The organism is Gilliamella sp. B2785, from assembly GCF_026537005.1.
Classification (GTDB): Bacteria; Pseudomonadota; Gammaproteobacteria; order Enterobacterales; family Orbaceae; genus Gilliamella; species Gilliamella apicola_E.
This window is the reverse complement of the sequence record NZ_JAFNNC010000005.1, coordinates 108,215-123,411: the sequence shown is the minus strand read 5'-3', so window position 1 is coordinate 123,411 and position 15,197 is coordinate 108,215. Positions and strand designations below refer to the sequence as shown.

The 15,197-nt window shown below is 33.2% G+C and carries 18 protein-coding genes and 1 riboswitch; of the genes, 8 read left to right on the top strand and 10 right to left on the bottom strand.

Going from position 1 to position 15,197, the window contains the following annotated elements:
* Nucleotides 1-19: 19 nt before the first annotated feature.
* From queC to coaA, 4 genes are all read right to left on the bottom strand, one after another.
* Entirely contained in the window at nt 20-679 is a 660-nt protein-coding gene (gene queC, locus J3U24_RS07250; RefSeq protein WP_065733848.1) for a 7-cyano-7-deazaguanine synthase QueC, read from the bottom strand.
* 37 nt (nt 680-716) lie between these two features.
* Nucleotides 717-1,190 carry a preQ(1) synthase gene (queF, locus tag J3U24_RS07245; protein WP_065563118.1) on the bottom strand — a complete coding sequence of 158 codons (474 nt, stop codon included), beginning with the start codon at nt 1,188-1,190 and terminating at the stop codon, nt 717-719.
* A 4-nt stretch (nt 1,191-1,194) separates the two neighbouring features.
* A riboswitch (PreQ1 riboswitch) is annotated at nt 1,195-1,239 on the bottom strand.
* 146 nt (nt 1,240-1,385) lie between these two features.
* Entirely contained in the window at nt 1,386-1,841 is a 456-nt protein-coding gene (locus tag J3U24_RS07240) for a DUF1090 domain-containing protein (RefSeq protein WP_267337409.1), read from the bottom strand.
* Nucleotides 1,842-1,857: 16 nt separating this feature from the next.
* A complete protein-coding gene (coaA, locus tag J3U24_RS07235) occupies nt 1,858-2,793 on the bottom strand; it encodes a type I pantothenate kinase (protein WP_267330625.1) in 936 nt (311 codons plus the stop codon).
* 162 nt (nt 2,794-2,955) lie between these two features.
* Here coaA and yihI point away from each other — a divergent pair, with 162 nt between their 5' ends.
* On the top strand, nt 2,956-3,420 hold the full coding sequence (gene yihI, locus J3U24_RS07230) for a Der GTPase-activating protein YihI (protein WP_267337410.1): 465 nt from the start codon (nt 2,956-2,958) through the stop codon (nt 3,418-3,420).
* A gap of 240 nt (nt 3,421-3,660) precedes the next feature.
* Complete coding sequence (gene hemN / locus J3U24_RS07225; protein WP_370632605.1) at nt 3,661-5,031, top strand: oxygen-independent coproporphyrinogen III oxidase; 1,371 nt, start codon at nt 3,661-3,663, stop codon at nt 5,029-5,031.
* Nucleotides 5,032-5,072: 41 nt separating this feature from the next.
* On the opposite strand, the gene rsmC is transcribed toward hemN, so the two are convergent.
* Complete coding sequence (gene rsmC, locus J3U24_RS07220; protein ID WP_416380500.1) at nt 5,073-6,107, bottom strand: 16S rRNA (guanine(1207)-N(2))-methyltransferase RsmC; 1,035 nt, start codon at nt 6,105-6,107, stop codon at nt 5,073-5,075.
* Between the two features lie 93 nt (nt 6,108-6,200).
* Here rsmC and J3U24_RS07215 point away from each other — a divergent pair, with 93 nt between their 5' ends.
* The 6 genes from J3U24_RS07215 to cyaY all read left to right on the top strand — a co-directional run bounded on the left by J3U24_RS07215 (nt 6,201) and on the right by cyaY (nt 9,437).
* The gene (locus J3U24_RS07215; RefSeq protein WP_267337413.1) at nt 6,201-6,602 is read left to right on the top strand and encodes a DNA polymerase III subunit psi; all 402 of its coding nucleotides are present in this window, start codon (nt 6,201-6,203) and stop codon (nt 6,600-6,602) included.
* Nucleotides 6,577-7,032 (top strand): ribosomal protein S18-alanine N-acetyltransferase, encoded by a 456-nt coding sequence (gene rimI, locus J3U24_RS07210; RefSeq protein ID WP_267337414.1) that lies wholly within the window; start codon nt 6,577-6,579, stop codon nt 7,030-7,032. Before J3U24_RS07215 ends, rimI begins: the two co-directional genes overlap by 26 nt.
* A 21-nt stretch (nt 7,033-7,053) precedes the next feature.
* Nucleotides 7,054-7,668, top strand: coding sequence for a thiamine diphosphokinase (locus J3U24_RS07205; protein WP_267337415.1), 615 nt, complete (start codon nt 7,054-7,056; stop codon nt 7,666-7,668).
* A 79-nt stretch (nt 7,669-7,747) separates the two neighbouring features.
* A complete protein-coding gene (locus tag J3U24_RS07200; protein WP_267337416.1) occupies nt 7,748-8,518 on the top strand; it encodes a hypothetical protein in 771 nt (256 codons plus the stop codon).
* Nucleotides 8,519-9,037 (top strand): surface-adhesin E family protein, encoded by a 519-nt coding sequence (locus J3U24_RS07195; RefSeq protein ID WP_065733842.1) that lies wholly within the window; start codon nt 8,519-8,521, stop codon nt 9,035-9,037. It abuts the gene before it with no gap.
* 91 nt (nt 9,038-9,128) lie between these two features.
* Nucleotides 9,129-9,437, top strand: coding sequence for an iron donor protein CyaY (gene cyaY / locus J3U24_RS07190; RefSeq protein WP_065733841.1), 309 nt, complete (start codon nt 9,129-9,131; stop codon nt 9,435-9,437).
* Nucleotides 9,438-9,500: 63 nt separating this feature from the next.
* Here cyaY and uvrD read toward each other — a convergent pair whose 3' ends face one another.
* The 5 genes from uvrD to dapF all read right to left on the bottom strand — a co-directional run bounded on the left by uvrD (nt 9,501) and on the right by dapF (nt 15,165).
* Nucleotides 9,501-11,729, bottom strand: a complete 2,229-nt coding sequence (gene uvrD / locus J3U24_RS07185) for a DNA helicase II (RefSeq protein WP_065733840.1) — start codon at nt 11,727-11,729, stop codon at nt 9,501-9,503.
* 182 nt (nt 11,730-11,911) lie between these two features.
* Nucleotides 11,912-12,625, bottom strand: a complete 714-nt coding sequence (gene yigB / locus J3U24_RS07180) for a 5-amino-6-(5-phospho-D-ribitylamino)uracil phosphatase YigB (RefSeq protein WP_267330632.1) — start codon at nt 12,623-12,625, stop codon at nt 11,912-11,914.
* Nucleotides 12,625-13,548 (bottom strand): tyrosine recombinase XerC, encoded by a 924-nt coding sequence (xerC, locus tag J3U24_RS07175; protein ID WP_065563130.1) that lies wholly within the window; start codon nt 13,546-13,548, stop codon nt 12,625-12,627. Before xerC ends, yigB begins: the two co-directional genes overlap by 1 nt.
* Nucleotides 13,549-13,557: 9 nt before the next feature.
* Entirely contained in the window at nt 13,558-14,292 is a 735-nt protein-coding gene (locus tag J3U24_RS07170; protein WP_065733837.1) for a DUF484 family protein, read from the bottom strand.
* Between the two features lie 48 nt (nt 14,293-14,340).
* Entirely contained in the window at nt 14,341-15,165 is an 825-nt protein-coding gene (gene dapF, locus J3U24_RS07165) for a diaminopimelate epimerase (RefSeq protein WP_267337417.1), read from the bottom strand.
* Nucleotides 15,166-15,197 lie beyond the last annotated feature (32 nt).

The following is a 15,197-nucleotide window of genomic DNA, read 5'->3' as shown; positions in this document are numbered from 1 at the left end:
ATTTCCCCTTTAAATAATACTATTTAGAGCTATGGGTTAGATACTGATTTAACCCTTTTTCACGTAAGTCGCAACTAGGACATTTACCACATCCCCCCTCTACCCCATAATAACAAGTGTGAGTGTGTAGCCGAATATAATCAAGATAACCAAGTTTATCAGCCATTTCCCATGTTTGCGCTTTAGTCAGATACATTAATGGGGTGATGATGTTAAACGTGTAATCCAAGGCTAAATTCATCGAAACATTCATGGATTTAATAAAGATATCTCGACAATCCGGATAACCACTAAAATCGGTTTCACATACCCCAATAATGATATCTTTAATACCGTGCTGTTTGGCATAACACCCGGCTAACAATAAAAATAGCATATTACGCCCGTCAACAAAGGTATTCGGATAATTCCCTTCTTGAGCTGATTTAATTTCTTGCGAGTCATCAATCAAGGCATTATTAGTTGTTTGTTTGATCACTGAAGTGTCAATGACGGTTTGCTTTACACCAAGATCGTCAGCAATCCATTTGGCTTTTTCAAGCTCAATGGCATGTCGTTGACCATATTGAAAGCTGATTGTTTCAACGTTTTCACGCCCATAATCAGCAATGGCTTGCAGTAAACAGGTAGTAGAATCTTGCCCACCAGAAAATATCACTAGTGCTTTACGATTTTGCATTTTTAACGGTTCCGATATAATTTGTGTACGAAAAAAATTAACGATTATCGACTTTTTCAGGATAAAGATCGTGATTAGCTAAACGATTAAGCGCAATTTGTTCCCAGTTTGTACCAGGTTTACCGTAATTAGCATAAGGGTCGATAGAGATACCACCACGTGGTGTAAATTTCCCCCAAACCTCAATATATTTAGGATCCATTAATTTAATCAGATCTTTCATAATGATATTAATGCAATCTTCATGATAATCACCATGATTACGAAAGCTAAATAAATAGAGTTTGAGCGATTTACTTTCAACCATCTTTATATTGGGGACATACGAAATATAAATCGTCGCAAAATCAGGTTGACCAGTGATAGGACAAAGGCTGGTAAATTCCGGGCAATTAAATTTAACAAAATAATCATTACCGGGGTGTTTATTATCAAAGGTTTCTAAAATATTTGGACAATAGTCAGTTGGATAGCGAACAGATTGGTCGCCAAGTAGTGTAATGTTGCTCATTAAATTTTCCTTAGTTTTTTAGCGTGGGAGGTTCACGAACCACGTAATAAGGCGCACACCTTACTCTTTTTAGGCAGAAAAGTCTAGTTTAAGCACATTATCTTTTATCAATAAAAAAGCACCATTAACGCTCGATTAATGGTGCTTATCTAACAAAAAAGTTGAGGAAGGCACTTTTTTGCGTTTAACTTTACTCTATTTGCTAGTCATTTGTTTGTAATAATCAGCAAGTTTATCTTTAGCATCAGATAACTCTTTTTCAGCATCATTTAATTTAGCTTTTAATGCATCAATTTTATCTTGATTTGCATTGAGTTTGTCTTTTGCATATTCTTTAGTCTTTTCTGCTAATTCTTTAGTTTTATCAGTAACATCTTTAGTTTTTTCAACCACTAATCTTTTATATTTTTCTTCTAATGTTTCATCTTTACAATTGGTATTAACTTCTTGAAGTGCTTTTTCAAGACCTGCAACTTCATTAGCATTATTGGCATTCTTAGCTTGATCTATTTTAGTTTGGATTGCTTGTTTTTTTCCGTCACAATTTAACCCTTGGTATTCATCATTATTTGTTGCATAACTGTTTACATAAAATGCAGTAACGAAAGTGATAATGCTTAACTTACTTAATAACCTAATTGCTGATTTCATATTGATTCCCCTAAGTTTATTTTCTTAATTGAACACAATCTACTTTATGATCTTTACCTTTGGTTAAAATCAAACTTGCTCGTTCCCGTGTTGGCAGGATATTTTCGATCAAATTCAATTCATTAATTTCTCGCCAAAGGCGGTTAGCAATATTCACAGCCTCTTCCTCGGGAAGCTTAGAATAGTGGTTAAAGTAAGAGTTAGGATCACTAAATGCCCCAGCTCTAAATTTTAAAAATCGATTCACATACCAATCGTGTAATAAGGGTAATTGTGCATCGACATATATTGAAAAGTCTACATAATCGGAAACAAACACCCGATTGTTAGCCTGTGTATAATTTATGGTGCCTTGTAAAACATTTAATCCTTCAAGAATTAAAATATCTGGACTGTCGATAGTAATCTGTTCGTCTTCAACAATATCGTAAACCAAATGAGAATAAACGGGTGCTTTAACTTCTGACTGACCTGACTTTACATCAGCAACAAAATTAATTAACTTTCTGATATCATAAGATTGAGGAAATCCTTTCTTATTCATGATACCACGTTCTTCAAGATAACGATTGGGATATAAAAAGCCGTCGGTTGTAACTAACGCAACTTTACGATGTTCCGGCCAACGAGTTAATAATGCTTGTAAGACACGAGCTGTGGTGCTTTTACCAACAGCAACACTACCAGCAATACCGATAACATAAGGTATTTTCTGACTTTTACCTAGAAACTTTGATAAGACTGCCTGACGGCTAAAACTATTGCTTATATAATAATTGAGTAATCGAGATAAAGGCAAGTAAATTTCACTTACTTCATCCATAGACAAATCTTCATTAATTCCTTGTAACGAGGTTAATTCTTCAGCAGTTAAAGTCATCGGTACCGCATTACGCAAGCCAGCCCACTCTTGTCGGGTAAATTGCATATAAGGGCTCAAATGATTTTTCATGTTTTATTTGCTCAATATTTAAAAATTATTTGGCTCAGATTATACTAAATCTATTTTTTTACAATCATAAATTCGCATTAACTTCTGCTCATAGCTATATTAATGACTTGCTGGTAAAATATGTTTAAGTAAATTTATAACCAAATATTAAATTGAGATTGTATGTTAAAAAATAAATCGAAAAAAACCCGCCAAGAGATTAATGAAGAGTCTCGAGAACTTAAGCGCAAACGTAAACATAAAGGTTTACCTAGTGGTTCTCGTTTTAACGGCAAACAAAACAATAAAAAAACGTCAAATATCATTAAAGATCCGCGAATTGGTAGTAAAAAACCAATTTCATTAGTTCAAACGGATGATCCAATTATAAAAGTTAATCAACCTAAAAAGGTCAAATTAACACCAGAACAAGAATTAGACCAGCTTGAAAATGATACTAAACTTGACCATTTACTTGATTTAGTTGACCAAGGCAAAACATTGACTAATGAACAACAATCCTATCTTGATAATAAACTAGATCGCATTGATCAACTGATGAAACAATTAGGTTATGAAGATAATGATTTTGATGACGAGTTAGAAGAGCCTAAAGAAGATATTGTCAGCTTACTTAAACGTAATTAAGTTAGATTTATTTAATATGAACTAGAAATTTATAATTTCATTTTCCAAATAATGTCAATAAAGAGTCATTAACCATGCCAATATTTATTATGCTCGGTTTATATTTGGGATTATTTATCTGCACATTATTGTATTTGAAAAAAATCAATCGTATTAAAATTAAAGCGCAAATTAAAAAGCGTAGTAAAGCAAAATGTGATGGAAACAACAATGTCAAAAGCAGGATTAAATAAACACAATATGATTCAATCTCAGCTATGGGACCAAGCGTTGATAGAAAAGTATAACTATTCCGGCCCAAGATATACTTCATATCCAACTGCGCTTGAATTTAATGAGCAGTTCACTGAACAAAACTTTCTTTCAGCTGCCACACGTTATCCTGAACGTTCATTATCACTATATGTCCACATTCCGTTTTGCCATAAACTTTGTTACTTTTGCGGTTGTAATAAACTTATTACCCGGCAAACCCATAAAGTTACCCAGTATCTCGATATACTAGATATTGAAATTGCTAAACGGTCAGAGTTGTTTAAAAATCGTATTGTAAGCCAAATGCATTGGGGCGGAGGCACTCCTACTTTTTTGACTGATGATGAAATGACACGATTAATCACATCAATCAGACAACACTTTAACTTTACTCAAGATGCTGAATTATCAATTGAAATAGACCCCAGAGAAATCAGTACACAAACAATCGATCATCTTTCTGAACTAGGCTTTAATCGGTTAAGTATGGGAATTCAAGATTTCAATCATGAAATTCAGAATCTAATTAACCGAGAACAAGATGAAAATTTAATCCGCTCGTTGATTGCTCAAGCACGAAAAAATAATTTTCGATCAATTAGCCTCGATTTAATATATGGATTACCTAAACAGACCGTTGAAAGTTTTACCGAAACTTTAAATAAAGTTATTGATATTTCACCTGATAGGTTAAGCGTTTTTAATTATGCCCATTTACCTAGTCGTTTTGCTGCGCAACGTAAAATCAAAGATTATGATTTACCTAACGCTAATCAAAAATTAAAGATCTTACAAACTAGTATAGAAAAATTAACTCAAGCCGGTTATCAATTTATCGGTATGGATCATTTTGCCAAACCAACCGATGAGTTGGCTATTGCTCAACAAGAAAATAAATTGCATCGTAACTTTCAAGGGTACACGACTAAAGGCGATTCAGATTTATTGGGTCTTGGTGTGTCAGCTATTAGTATGTTGGGTGATAGTTATGCACAGAACCATAAAGATCTAAAAAATTATCAAACTTTAGTTAAACAACAAGGTAATGGTTTATGGAAAGGATTTACCTTAAATCAAGATGACAAAATAAGAAGAGACATCATTAAGCAACTTATTTGCCATTTTTACCTTGATAAAAAACAAATTGAACAACTTTATGCGATTAAATTTGATGACTATTTTACTGAAGATTTAAAACTATTAGCACCATTGGAACAAGATGGTTTAGTCTTAATTGGTAAAGATAGCATCGTAGTCCAACCTAAAGGGCATTTGCTTATTCGAAATATTTGTATGTGTTTTGATATTTATATGCGACGATTGGTTCGACAACATCAATTTTCACGCGTGATCTAGTTCACTCAACTCACGCATGAATATTTGATTATCATTACTTATTAATGACTGGCTAAATAGACTTTAAATTTTGTTGTTTGGGCAATAATTTCAACACTTTTAAAGGTTTCATCCAAAATCGATTGATAAGGCAAAAATGAATTTGCCACAATACAAAGATAACCATCTAATTTTAAGTGTTTTTTAGCCTCTTTAATCAGTTTGTTTACTGCAGTATAACTTGTCTCTTTACCATCATGAAAAGGTGGATTAGAGATGATTAAGTGAAATTTATCGTTGATATCTGAAAATACATCACTAGCAATAACATTTGCAGAAAGATTATTACAAGCTAACGTAGCTTTGCTTGATTCTAACGCCATACTGCTGACATCAGTTAATGTTAAACTTATATCTTGATATAACTTACCTAAAACTGTTGATAATATGCCTGAGCCACAACCTACATCTAGGATATTACCTTTGATAATATCACTCTGTTCCATCAATGCATTTAACAGAAGCTCACTACCCGCATCTAATCCTTTTTGGCTAAATACACCTGGTAAGCTTTTAATTTCGATATCTTGGTTTTCAATGGTTAAATGATAACTTAGCCACCACTCTTTTAGTTCAAAAGCTAAACGGCTATCAGCACGAAAATGATACAGACCACATCGCCTTGCACTATCTATTTTTTGTATAGAGCCAAAATCAGCTAATAATCCTTCAACACTTTTTACACCAGTCCGATTTTCACCAATAATAAAAATATCACTCTCTTTAGGCATATTATTTAATAAAAATGATAACTGAAATTGCGCTTCACTCTTAGTTTTAGGCCAATAATATATGAGTGTGTTAACATTGTTATAAAAAGACTCGTCAGGATAGAGCGAAAAATTGGTGCTTTCAGCTCGTTTCGAGTGTTTAAAATTTAAAAATGTGTGATACTGCGAGCAGTGAATCTTAACCAAATTAGCTGATATAACAGCTGGGTAATTATCTTGGATATCACCTGCAATAAGAATATTTTTATCATCAAAAAAGGATTGATGACGTTCAAGTACTTGGCTAGCAGGAGTAAATGCGGATATTGCCATAATGCCTCAATGAAAAACCTTTATAAATTGAAGCGAAGATTATACAATTAACTTTCTTTAATCCCTAATAAAAACAGTAATCCGACAATGACAGCAACTGATTGGTATCTAAAGCAATGTGATATTACCCAATATGTTTTACGCAATTCTGCCGTTTTTCAAGGTGAAGTTGCTACACATATCGACGATAAAATTCGTTTAATCGTCATTGCTAAAAAGCAACCAACTCAAAAAATTTATTATGATATTTTAAAAGCCATTGAGTTAACTGAAGAGCAAGTTTTATTTCTTACGCCTTCGCAATTAATAATACCGGCAGATGAAGTAAAAGTTGTAACTTGGTTTATTGACATAAAAAGCCATGAACAATGGCAAAATAAATTAACGATTAAAACCAGCGATTTAGTTTCGCTAGCCAAAGATCCACAACAAAAGCGACAGCTTTGGCTACAATTATGTGAATATGAAAACGATTTCCATCCTAAATGAAAAAGATCTAGCAGAAGCCTATGAGTTAGAGCGATTATGCTACCCTATTCCTTGGTCTAAAGAGACTTTCTTTTCAAATCAAGGAGAACGTTATTTAAACCTTAAAATAACCGTTGATAATAAAATTGTAGGCTTTTGTATTTGCCAACAGGTAGCTGATGAGGCAAGTTTATTTAATATTGCCATACATCCTAAATACCGGAATCAAGGGTTAGCAAAAACATTATTAAACCAGTTGATTGATGATTTAATGGCAATGCCAAATAAAATTTCGACAATATGGTTAGAAGTAAGAAAATCAAATGCGACAGCACTTGAGTTATATCACTCAATAGGGTTCAATCAAATAACTATTAGAAAAAATTATTACCCAACCACCGATGGTAATAAAGAAGATGCAATTATTATGGCTTATACTTTAGCGTTATAAAATGTTTTAATGGGAGTAATAATGTTCACAGCACTGTTATTTGTAAATGGCGAACCACCTAAAAATCTACCTACCGATTTAGGTAATTATAATTATATCGCATGTACTGACGGTGCATATCATAGTTATCTATCTAAATCTTCAATTAAACCAGATTTTATAATCGGTGATTTAGATAGCATTAACTCCACAATGACAATTCCCGATAAAACCCAAATCATTCATACGCCAGATCAATCTAAAACTGACTTTGAAAAAGCTTTGTTGTTTTTAAATAGTAAAGGAGTCACATCATTTACCATATATGGTGCATCAGGACGATCCAGTGACCACTTTCTAGGTAACTTATCGGTTGCTATGCAATATCATCAACAATTTAAAATGCTGTTTTATGATGATTATTGTCACTTTTTCTTCGCAACTAACCATCAAATTATCCATCATGTTAAATACCATATTATTTCATTAATGCCTCTATCCAAAGTTACAGGGTTGACTATAACCGGTTTTGAATACCCATTAAATAATCAAACTCTATCTTTAGGTAGTTTTACTAGTTTACGTAATAAAGCGATTAATGACACTGTCGAAATCTCTTTTAATGCTGGTGATTTACTGATTTTTGTTCAAAATTAAAACTGTTTAGATTGACATCAACTTACATTGCTTTACAATATGGTTACATTCTATTATCGCTTTTTTAAAGGAACAACCCATGCTTTTCAAAAAACTTACTGTGATTGCTTGTTCTTCGCTCGTTTCTTGCATAGCTTTTGCTCAAGACAATAAAGCAAGTGTAACAGATAAGATAGTTGATACTTTTCTTGCATGTGATAATCAATTTTTCCAAAATCTAGCTGAAAATAAAAAAACATTTAGCGAATACGTTGATTTAACCACAAAAGATAATGTGACATTCATTCCTGTAGAATCCATTTATCAACAAGATAAAAATAAAGTTATTTTTAAAAAACCACTTAAATATCGTGGGTTAACTATTACGGGATACCAAGACATATATATTCCAACAAATTTATCTGGAAAATATTATTATTGGGGCTTTATTTTTGATAATAGCCAAGAAGAAATTATTAATGCATTAAAAAATATAAAATGGTCAAGTTATAATGAAAATGTTTATATTGCTAATGCTAAAATTTATGATCGTAATGCTAAATCCCCTGAGTGGACAGATAATCTCTATTCAATTGATGGTGTAGTGCCAAAACTTGGGACAATTGAGAAATCACTATATTTAGAAAACCTAGACAACAACCAAAATCGAGTTCTTTGTTCTATTCAAGGCGATTTAAAGAAAGATATTCTTTATAAAGATCGTCCAGATATAAAGCTATTTGATGATCAAATAAGAAAAGAGCAGCAAGAAAAGATCGAAGCTTCTAAATTAAAAAAAGAACAAGAGAAAAATAATGCAACTCAAGAATCAAGTGAAGGCAAGAGCTCAAAAGAGGGAGATAACATTTAAATGAAAAAATTATGCTTAGTCTTAATTCTTTTTTCTTTTGCAACTATAAGCCATGCAACAGATGAAAAGCCACAACTTACTGAAGAAGAGAAAGCCACTCAAGCAAAAGAAGTTGAGGAAATGTTGAGCAATCCTAGAATCGGTGAGCAATTTGCACCTATTTCTAAAACTGACGAAGATAATAAGGTTGGGTATTCATTCCTTGATAAAAAATCGATAAAGTCACACCCATATAATCCTCGAATTCGTGTCTTTAAAGAAGTGATCAATTATACTCCTGCATTAGTACAAAACATAGATAATGTGAAAACACCCTATCGCACTATAGTCATTAACTATTACGCTAATTGTGACAAAAAAGAAATTGCTAAAGGACAACTTGATCTTGTTGAAAAAAACTTTGCAGAGGGTAAATTAATTAATAATATTAATATTCCAAGCCGTTGGATGCGAGCCGAAAAAAATGACGATAATTATAAATTATTAATAATGGCTTGTTCATTACCTCTCAACCAGTAACACTTAATTTGCTCTCGCCACCTAGCTGTGGCGGAGTCTCTCTATTTATGCTACTATTTCTATATTAATTGCTCAATATAATCACACCAATATGAACGTCACTCAATTTCATACTCTAACTGATCAACTTTTTAATCAAATTGAATCATACCTTGATGATTATGCTGATGAGCATGATATCGATTTAGATTACGAAACTAATGGTAATGTTATTAATATCAGCTTTCCAAATAACAGTAAAATTATCATTAATACACAAGAACCCTTATTTCAAGTTTGGTTAGCAACAAGAAAACAAGGTTATCATTTTGACTTTATTAACAACAAATGGATTTGTAATCGATCAGATCAAACATTTGAAGATATTTTTACCCAAGCCGTAGAAGAACAAGCTGAATAATTTTCATAAAAAAATAGGCGGTAAATTAATATTTAGCGCCTATCTTATTTAGGTAGATGGCATTTATAATAATGTCAGATTTGCTAATTTTATTACTAACCATTTAATACCAACATCAACGAAAGCGATTTGAACTCGTCTATGCTCACCTTCACCATCAAGATTGATAATTGATCCCTCACCAAAACGGTTATGTTTAACCTTTCTACCTAATGTATAACCATCATCTTCCTTTTTCTTCTTAGAATAAGATTTTTTACGTTCTTGATAAAACTCATCATCTTTATTTTGGTAACCAGATCGTCCCCCAAATGAAGAAAAACTACCTTGGTAATAGGTTTCATTTAAGTTTTCAACTGGCAACTCATCTAAAAAACGAGAAGGTAAATTTCGTTCTTCTCGACCATAGAGTCGTCTTTGTTCTGTCAATGAAAGCGTTAAGTTTTTTCTTGCTCGCGTTATACCAACATAAGCTAAACGTCTTTCTTCTTCCATTTTATCGACTTCTTGAATAGAACGTTGGGTAGGGAAGATACCCTCTTCCCAGCCTACAATAAAGACATTGTCAAATTCCAATCCTTTTGCTGAATGTAGCGTCATCAGTTGAACAGAATCTTGGTCAGTACCAACATCACGGCTTTCAAGCGACGTAACCGATAAGAATGATTCTAAAATTGTTAAAGGTTTACCTGTTTCAGCATCCTCAATCACGGTATTTTGATTGACACGGTAAAATTGCTCAGCTGCAGAAACAAGCTCTTCAAGGTTTTCTAACCTTGCCTGACCTTTAATACCCGGCTCTTGTTCATACATTCGCAAGACACCTGATAACGTAATAATCTTCTCTAATTGTTTATAAAAAGGTAAGTCATTAACTTCAGCGTGAATCGATTGCATTAAATGGATAAATCGATTTATGTCTGTAAGTTGTCTATCAGAAAGTCCCTTCTTTTCAATTAACGTTAAGCAAGCATCCCATAACGACATATCTTTATGCTTAGCAAAATGTCTAATTTTATCTAAAGTAACTTGGCCTATACCACGAGTTGGCGTATTTATAGTGGCTTCAAATGCCATATCATTGTTATGGTCATGTAATAGACGTAAATAAGCAAGAGACAATTTAACCTCTTGCCTTTCATAGAATCTAATCGAGCCATAAATTTGGAAAGGTATGCCATTTTGCATTAATGTATCTTCAAAAATCCGAGATTGAATATTATTACGATACAAAATCGCACAACTAGAGTAATTTTGACCTTGCTCATGCAATTTTTTTATTTGACCAACAACAAATCTTGCCTCATCAGCATCATTAAAACTTCTGTAAAGCAAGATTTTTTCACCATCGCCACTATCGGTCCATAAATTTTTACCTAACCGATTTTTATTGTTAGCAATCAATTTATTTGCAGAATCTAAAATAAACCCTGTGGATCGATAATTTTGCTCTAAGCGAACAATTTCAGTATCGGGGTAATCATTGATAAATAATTGAAGATTATCGGCATTAGCACCACGCCAACTATAAATTGACTGATCATCATCACCAACAATCATGATATTAGCTGTATTACCCGCTAATTTTTGTACGAATCGATATTGAATTTTATTAGTATCTTGAAACTCATCAATGAGAATATTTGAGAAACGATTACGGCAATAATCTAAAACATTCTCATCTCTACAAAGTAATTCATAAGCTCTCAGAATTAACTCAGAAAAATCAACGTAGCCAACTTTATCGCAAATTGCTTGATAATCACGATAGATCACTTGCCACATTACTTGTTTTGGATCTTCTGGCAGCAAGTCTTTAGCGCGTAATCCTTTCTCTTTTTGTGCAGAAATATAATTAGCACACTCTTTTGCTGACCATTGCTTTTCATCTACTTGAAGTTCTCGGAAAATTCGCTTGATAAGTCGAATCTGATCTTCTGTATCAATAAGCTGAAAATTATCTGGAAGGTTAGCTTGTTGAGGAAACATGCGTAATAAGCGATGAGTCAAACCGTGGAAGGTACCAACCCACATTCCATTTAAATATCTTTCACCAACTAACGATTCAATTCTTTCCTGCATTTCAGCAGCAGCTTTATTGGTAAAAGTCACCGCAAAAATTGAACCCGATGAATAATTTTTCTCAACACAAAGCCAAGCTATTCGATGAACAAGTACACGTGTCTTACCACTTCCGGCACCTGCAAGTACAATAGTATATTGATTATCTGTAACTACTGCGGTTTGTTGTTCTGTGTTAAGGTCTTTTAATAATGATTGCTTAATGTCCATTATGTGTTAACCCATCCCGATTACATAAACCACTATTAATTATTGATATATTGAATCTTTTTAAAATTGCCATTTTCTTTATAATATTTATTGGTGAGTCTATTAAAAAAATAAAGACAGGTAGTAAATGCAAATCTTATTTACATCTAACTGTACTGTCTTTTTATACACGTATGTGATAATTATAACAGATTATCTAATTCTAGCAATCGGCTTATCTCAATATGAGGTAGGCACCTTGCATCAGTAAGATGATAAATATCTTGCTCAAAGATATTTATCCAACACGATAAATAACCGTTATTAATGGCGCCATTAACATCAGTCTCTAAATTATCGCCGACATGTAATATATATTTATTGGGTATGGATAATTTTTTTGCAGCCAAATCAAAAATTTCTGGAAATGGTTTTGAACGTCCATCCGGTCCACCGCGTAAAGAAAATTGGAAATAGTCTCCCAATCCGATTTTATTTACATCGACATTACCATTAGTAATTACCGCTAATGGATATTTTTTTGCTAGTTTAGTTAATAAAGTATGTGTTGATTGAGGAACAACCATCTTATGGCGCCAAACATTGAAACAATCTACCGCACCATCAATTATCTGAGAATGTTGAGATACGGGTATATTGGTTCTATTCAATAAAGATTTTATAGTATCTATCCGCCAAACTATCACATCATGATAAACTTCCGGATTGATTGAGAGCACCAAACTTTTTTCTTGGAAATATAAATCTAATGTTAAATTTTGAAACTGTTCATATTTCTGTAAATTTTTTATCATTTCCTCTTCAGCTTTATCTACAATCATACTATTATCATATAGAGTATCATCTAGATCGAAAGTGATCGCTTTAATGCAGTCAATTGAACGATAAAAATGCATTACTTTTTCCCTCTTTTAGCTCGTGGATGAGCAGAATCATAAACTTCCGATAAATGTGAAAAATCCAGATGAGTATAAACTTGTGTAGTGGATAAATCAGCATGACCTAGTAATTCTTGTACTGCTCGCAAATCGCCACTCGATTCAAGCATATGCGTTGCAAATGAATGGCGTAGTTTATGTGGGTGAACATGTGAACTTAATCCTTGTTTGATACCCCATTGAGCAAATCGTTTCTCCACATTACGAGGAGAAATTCGTTTCCCCAATTTAGAAATAAATAGTGCATCATCCTGCGGTTTTAATTCATTTCGCATGGTTAACCAATATTCAATCCATTTTACAGATTCTCGCCCTAAAGGTAATTTCCGTTCTTTATTACCTTTTCCCATTACCCGGACTTCCCCTTCCCTTAAATTTAGCTCTCGACAATTAATGTTAACTAATTCAGAAAGACGTAATCCAGAACCATACATAACTTCGAGCATAGCTCTATCGCGCACAGATAATGGATCGTTATATTCAATATCTAGTAATTGATTAACCTCATCAATATCGATATTTTTAGGAAGATGCTGGCCTAATTTAGGATTAACTACACCTCGAGCAGGATTGACGGAAATCATTTCATTCTTCACCATCCAATCGAAAAAACTTCGCAGAGCAGACAGTCGTAAGGAGAGACTTCTTGCTTGTAAACCGGTTTGCCGACTTCTGCTAATTAATAATCGTACAGCTGACGAATCAATAGCTTGCCATTTTTCAATATCCAGATCCTTGGTTAAATCGATAATGGCATAAAGTTGACGGCGATAATTAACTTGTGTGTTTAGGCTAAGTTGTTTTTCTGATTTTAGATAGTTTAAGAAATGCTCAACCGGCTCAGCTAATAAAGTGGAATAATTTGGATTAGTTTTAGCCATCATCGTTCCTTACTTTCTTCGCATAATCCATTTTTCAATCAAAATAGGTAATATCTCACTAACTTTCTCTAATAACAAAGTTCCTTGCCCAACTTGATAATGTTGTGGATCTGGGCTAGTAAACATCAAAAGACCGAGGTCCCCAAATTGACCAAATAATGATAATGCAACTGATCCGACATAACCATGCTGCGGTAATAAAAAATCTAATTCAGTTGTGTTTAATTGACCTAAATAAAACTGACTATACTGTAGATGACGAACACGAATAAAATCAAATTGTAATGAATTTAAGGCTAAATGATGATAGCTAGATGGCGCACTAAGTAACCATTTATCATCGAAAAGATATAAATAAGCACCATTGAGCCCTAAATCTTTAGCCCAATTTTTTAAAGATACAATTAATTCATCAATATCTTTTGCTTTAATTAAGTCGAATTGCAATTTCATTAACTGATTAAAAAGCAGCTCATTAGCACTAGCATGCTCCATTAGCATGGTAATTTCAGACTCTAACTGATTAATTTTATTACGCTGTCTAGCCATGTGCCATTCAGGTAACGAAATAATTCCGCGAACTGGATGTGGTACACGCATTCGTTCAATCTGAGCAGCATTACGAATGAAGAAATCAGGATTATCAATGATATACTGACTGACCATTTCATCATTCAATTTGACAAAGTTTTTTTGTCGACGATGAGGCTTATATTTAACTGTCTGTGTTTTTTTAATGACCATAATTTATTTCTATCGTACTCAGTATCAAATCCTAAATTACATCAGTTATTAAATTGAAATATAACCATCATATACATGTGTTGCTGGTCCAGTCATATAAAGGGGTTGCTGATTGCCTTTCCATTCGATAATTAATTTGCCACCAGGTAAATTAACATTTACTCGTGGATTTAAGAGTCCTTGATTAATACCTACTGCGACAGCCGCACAAGCACCAGTACCACAAGCCTGTGTTTCACCAACACCTCGTTCAAATACGCGCAAATTAATATTATTTCGATCGATAATATGCATAAAACCAATATTTGCTTTTTCAGGAAAACGTTCATGTTGCTCTAACAGTGGACCAAGCGTTGATACTTGAGCTGTTAATATATCATCAACCTGAATAACACAATGCGGATTACCCATTGAAGCAACGCCACACAGAACTGTTTGTTCTTGTGCACGAATAATATAAGTTTTTTCTTCTTTAATGGCTTTGAAAGGAATTTTACTCGGCTCAAAAATAGGGATTCCCATATTAACACGTACGGTTTCATCATCATTAACCGTCAATACAATATTACCTTTCATAGTACTTACTTTTAAAACACGTTTTTTCGTCAACCCTTTCAAACGAACAAAACGAGCAAAACAACGTGCACCATTACCACATTGTTCCACTTCTGAACCATCTGCATTAAATATGCGATAGTGGAAATCGCTTTCTGGCGAATAAGGTGGTTCAACAACAAGTAACTGATCAAAGCCAATACCGGTATAGCGATCTGACATGCGTTTAATCAATTCGCTCGAAAGATGAACATTTTGCGTTAGTGCATCAATAACCATAAAATCATTACCTAATCCATGCATTTTAGAAAAGTTCATCTTTGCTTACCTTTTTTTAATTACCTATTACT

Bases quoted from the DNA above. Each gene is read 5' to 3' on its own strand.
- J3U24_RS07200 (WP_267337416.1), top strand. From the start codon at position 7,748: ATGCTTTTCAAAAAACTTACTGTGATTGCTTGTTCTTCGCTCGTTTCT.
- J3U24_RS07170 (WP_065733837.1), bottom strand. From the start codon at position 14,292: ATGGTCATTAAAAAAACACAGACAGTTAAATATAAGCCTCATCGTCGA.
- queC (WP_065733848.1), bottom strand. From the start codon at position 679: ATGCAAAATCGTAAAGCACTAGTGATATTTTCTGGTGGGCAAGATTCT.
- rimI (WP_267337414.1), top strand. From the start codon at position 6,577: ATGAAAACGATTTCCATCCTAAATGAAAAAGATCTAGCAGAAGCCTAT.
- cyaY (WP_065733841.1), top strand. From the start codon at position 9,129: ATGAACGTCACTCAATTTCATACTCTAACTGATCAACTTTTTAATCAA.
- J3U24_RS07215 (WP_267337413.1), top strand. From the start codon at position 6,201: ATGACAGCAACTGATTGGTATCTAAAGCAATGTGATATTACCCAATAT.
- xerC (WP_065563130.1), bottom strand. From the start codon at position 13,548: ATGGCTAAAACTAATCCAAATTATTCCACTTTATTAGCTGAGCCGGTT.
- yigB (WP_267330632.1), bottom strand. From the start codon at position 12,625: ATGCATTTTTATCGTTCAATTGACTGCATTAAAGCGATCACTTTCGAT.
- queF (WP_065563118.1), bottom strand. From the start codon at position 1,190: ATGAGCAACATTACACTACTTGGCGACCAATCTGTTCGCTATCCAACT.
- dapF (WP_267337417.1), bottom strand. From the start codon at position 15,165: ATGAACTTTTCTAAAATGCATGGATTAGGTAATGATTTTATGGTTATT.
- hemN (WP_370632605.1), top strand. From the start codon at position 3,661: ATGATTCAATCTCAGCTATGGGACCAAGCGTTGATAGAAAAGTATAAC.
- yihI (WP_267337410.1), top strand. From the start codon at position 2,956: ATGTTAAAAAATAAATCGAAAAAAACCCGCCAAGAGATTAATGAAGAG.
- J3U24_RS07240 (WP_267337409.1), bottom strand. From the start codon at position 1,841: ATGAAATCAGCAATTAGGTTATTAAGTAAGTTAAGCATTATCACTTTC.
- J3U24_RS07195 (WP_065733842.1), top strand. From the start codon at position 8,519: ATGAAAAAATTATGCTTAGTCTTAATTCTTTTTTCTTTTGCAACTATA.
- J3U24_RS07205 (WP_267337415.1), top strand. From the start codon at position 7,054: ATGTTCACAGCACTGTTATTTGTAAATGGCGAACCACCTAAAAATCTA.
- uvrD (WP_065733840.1), bottom strand. From the start codon at position 11,729: ATGGACATTAAGCAATCATTATTAAAAGACCTTAACACAGAACAACAA.
- coaA (WP_267330625.1), bottom strand. From the start codon at position 2,793: ATGAAAAATCATTTGAGCCCTTATATGCAATTTACCCGACAAGAGTGG.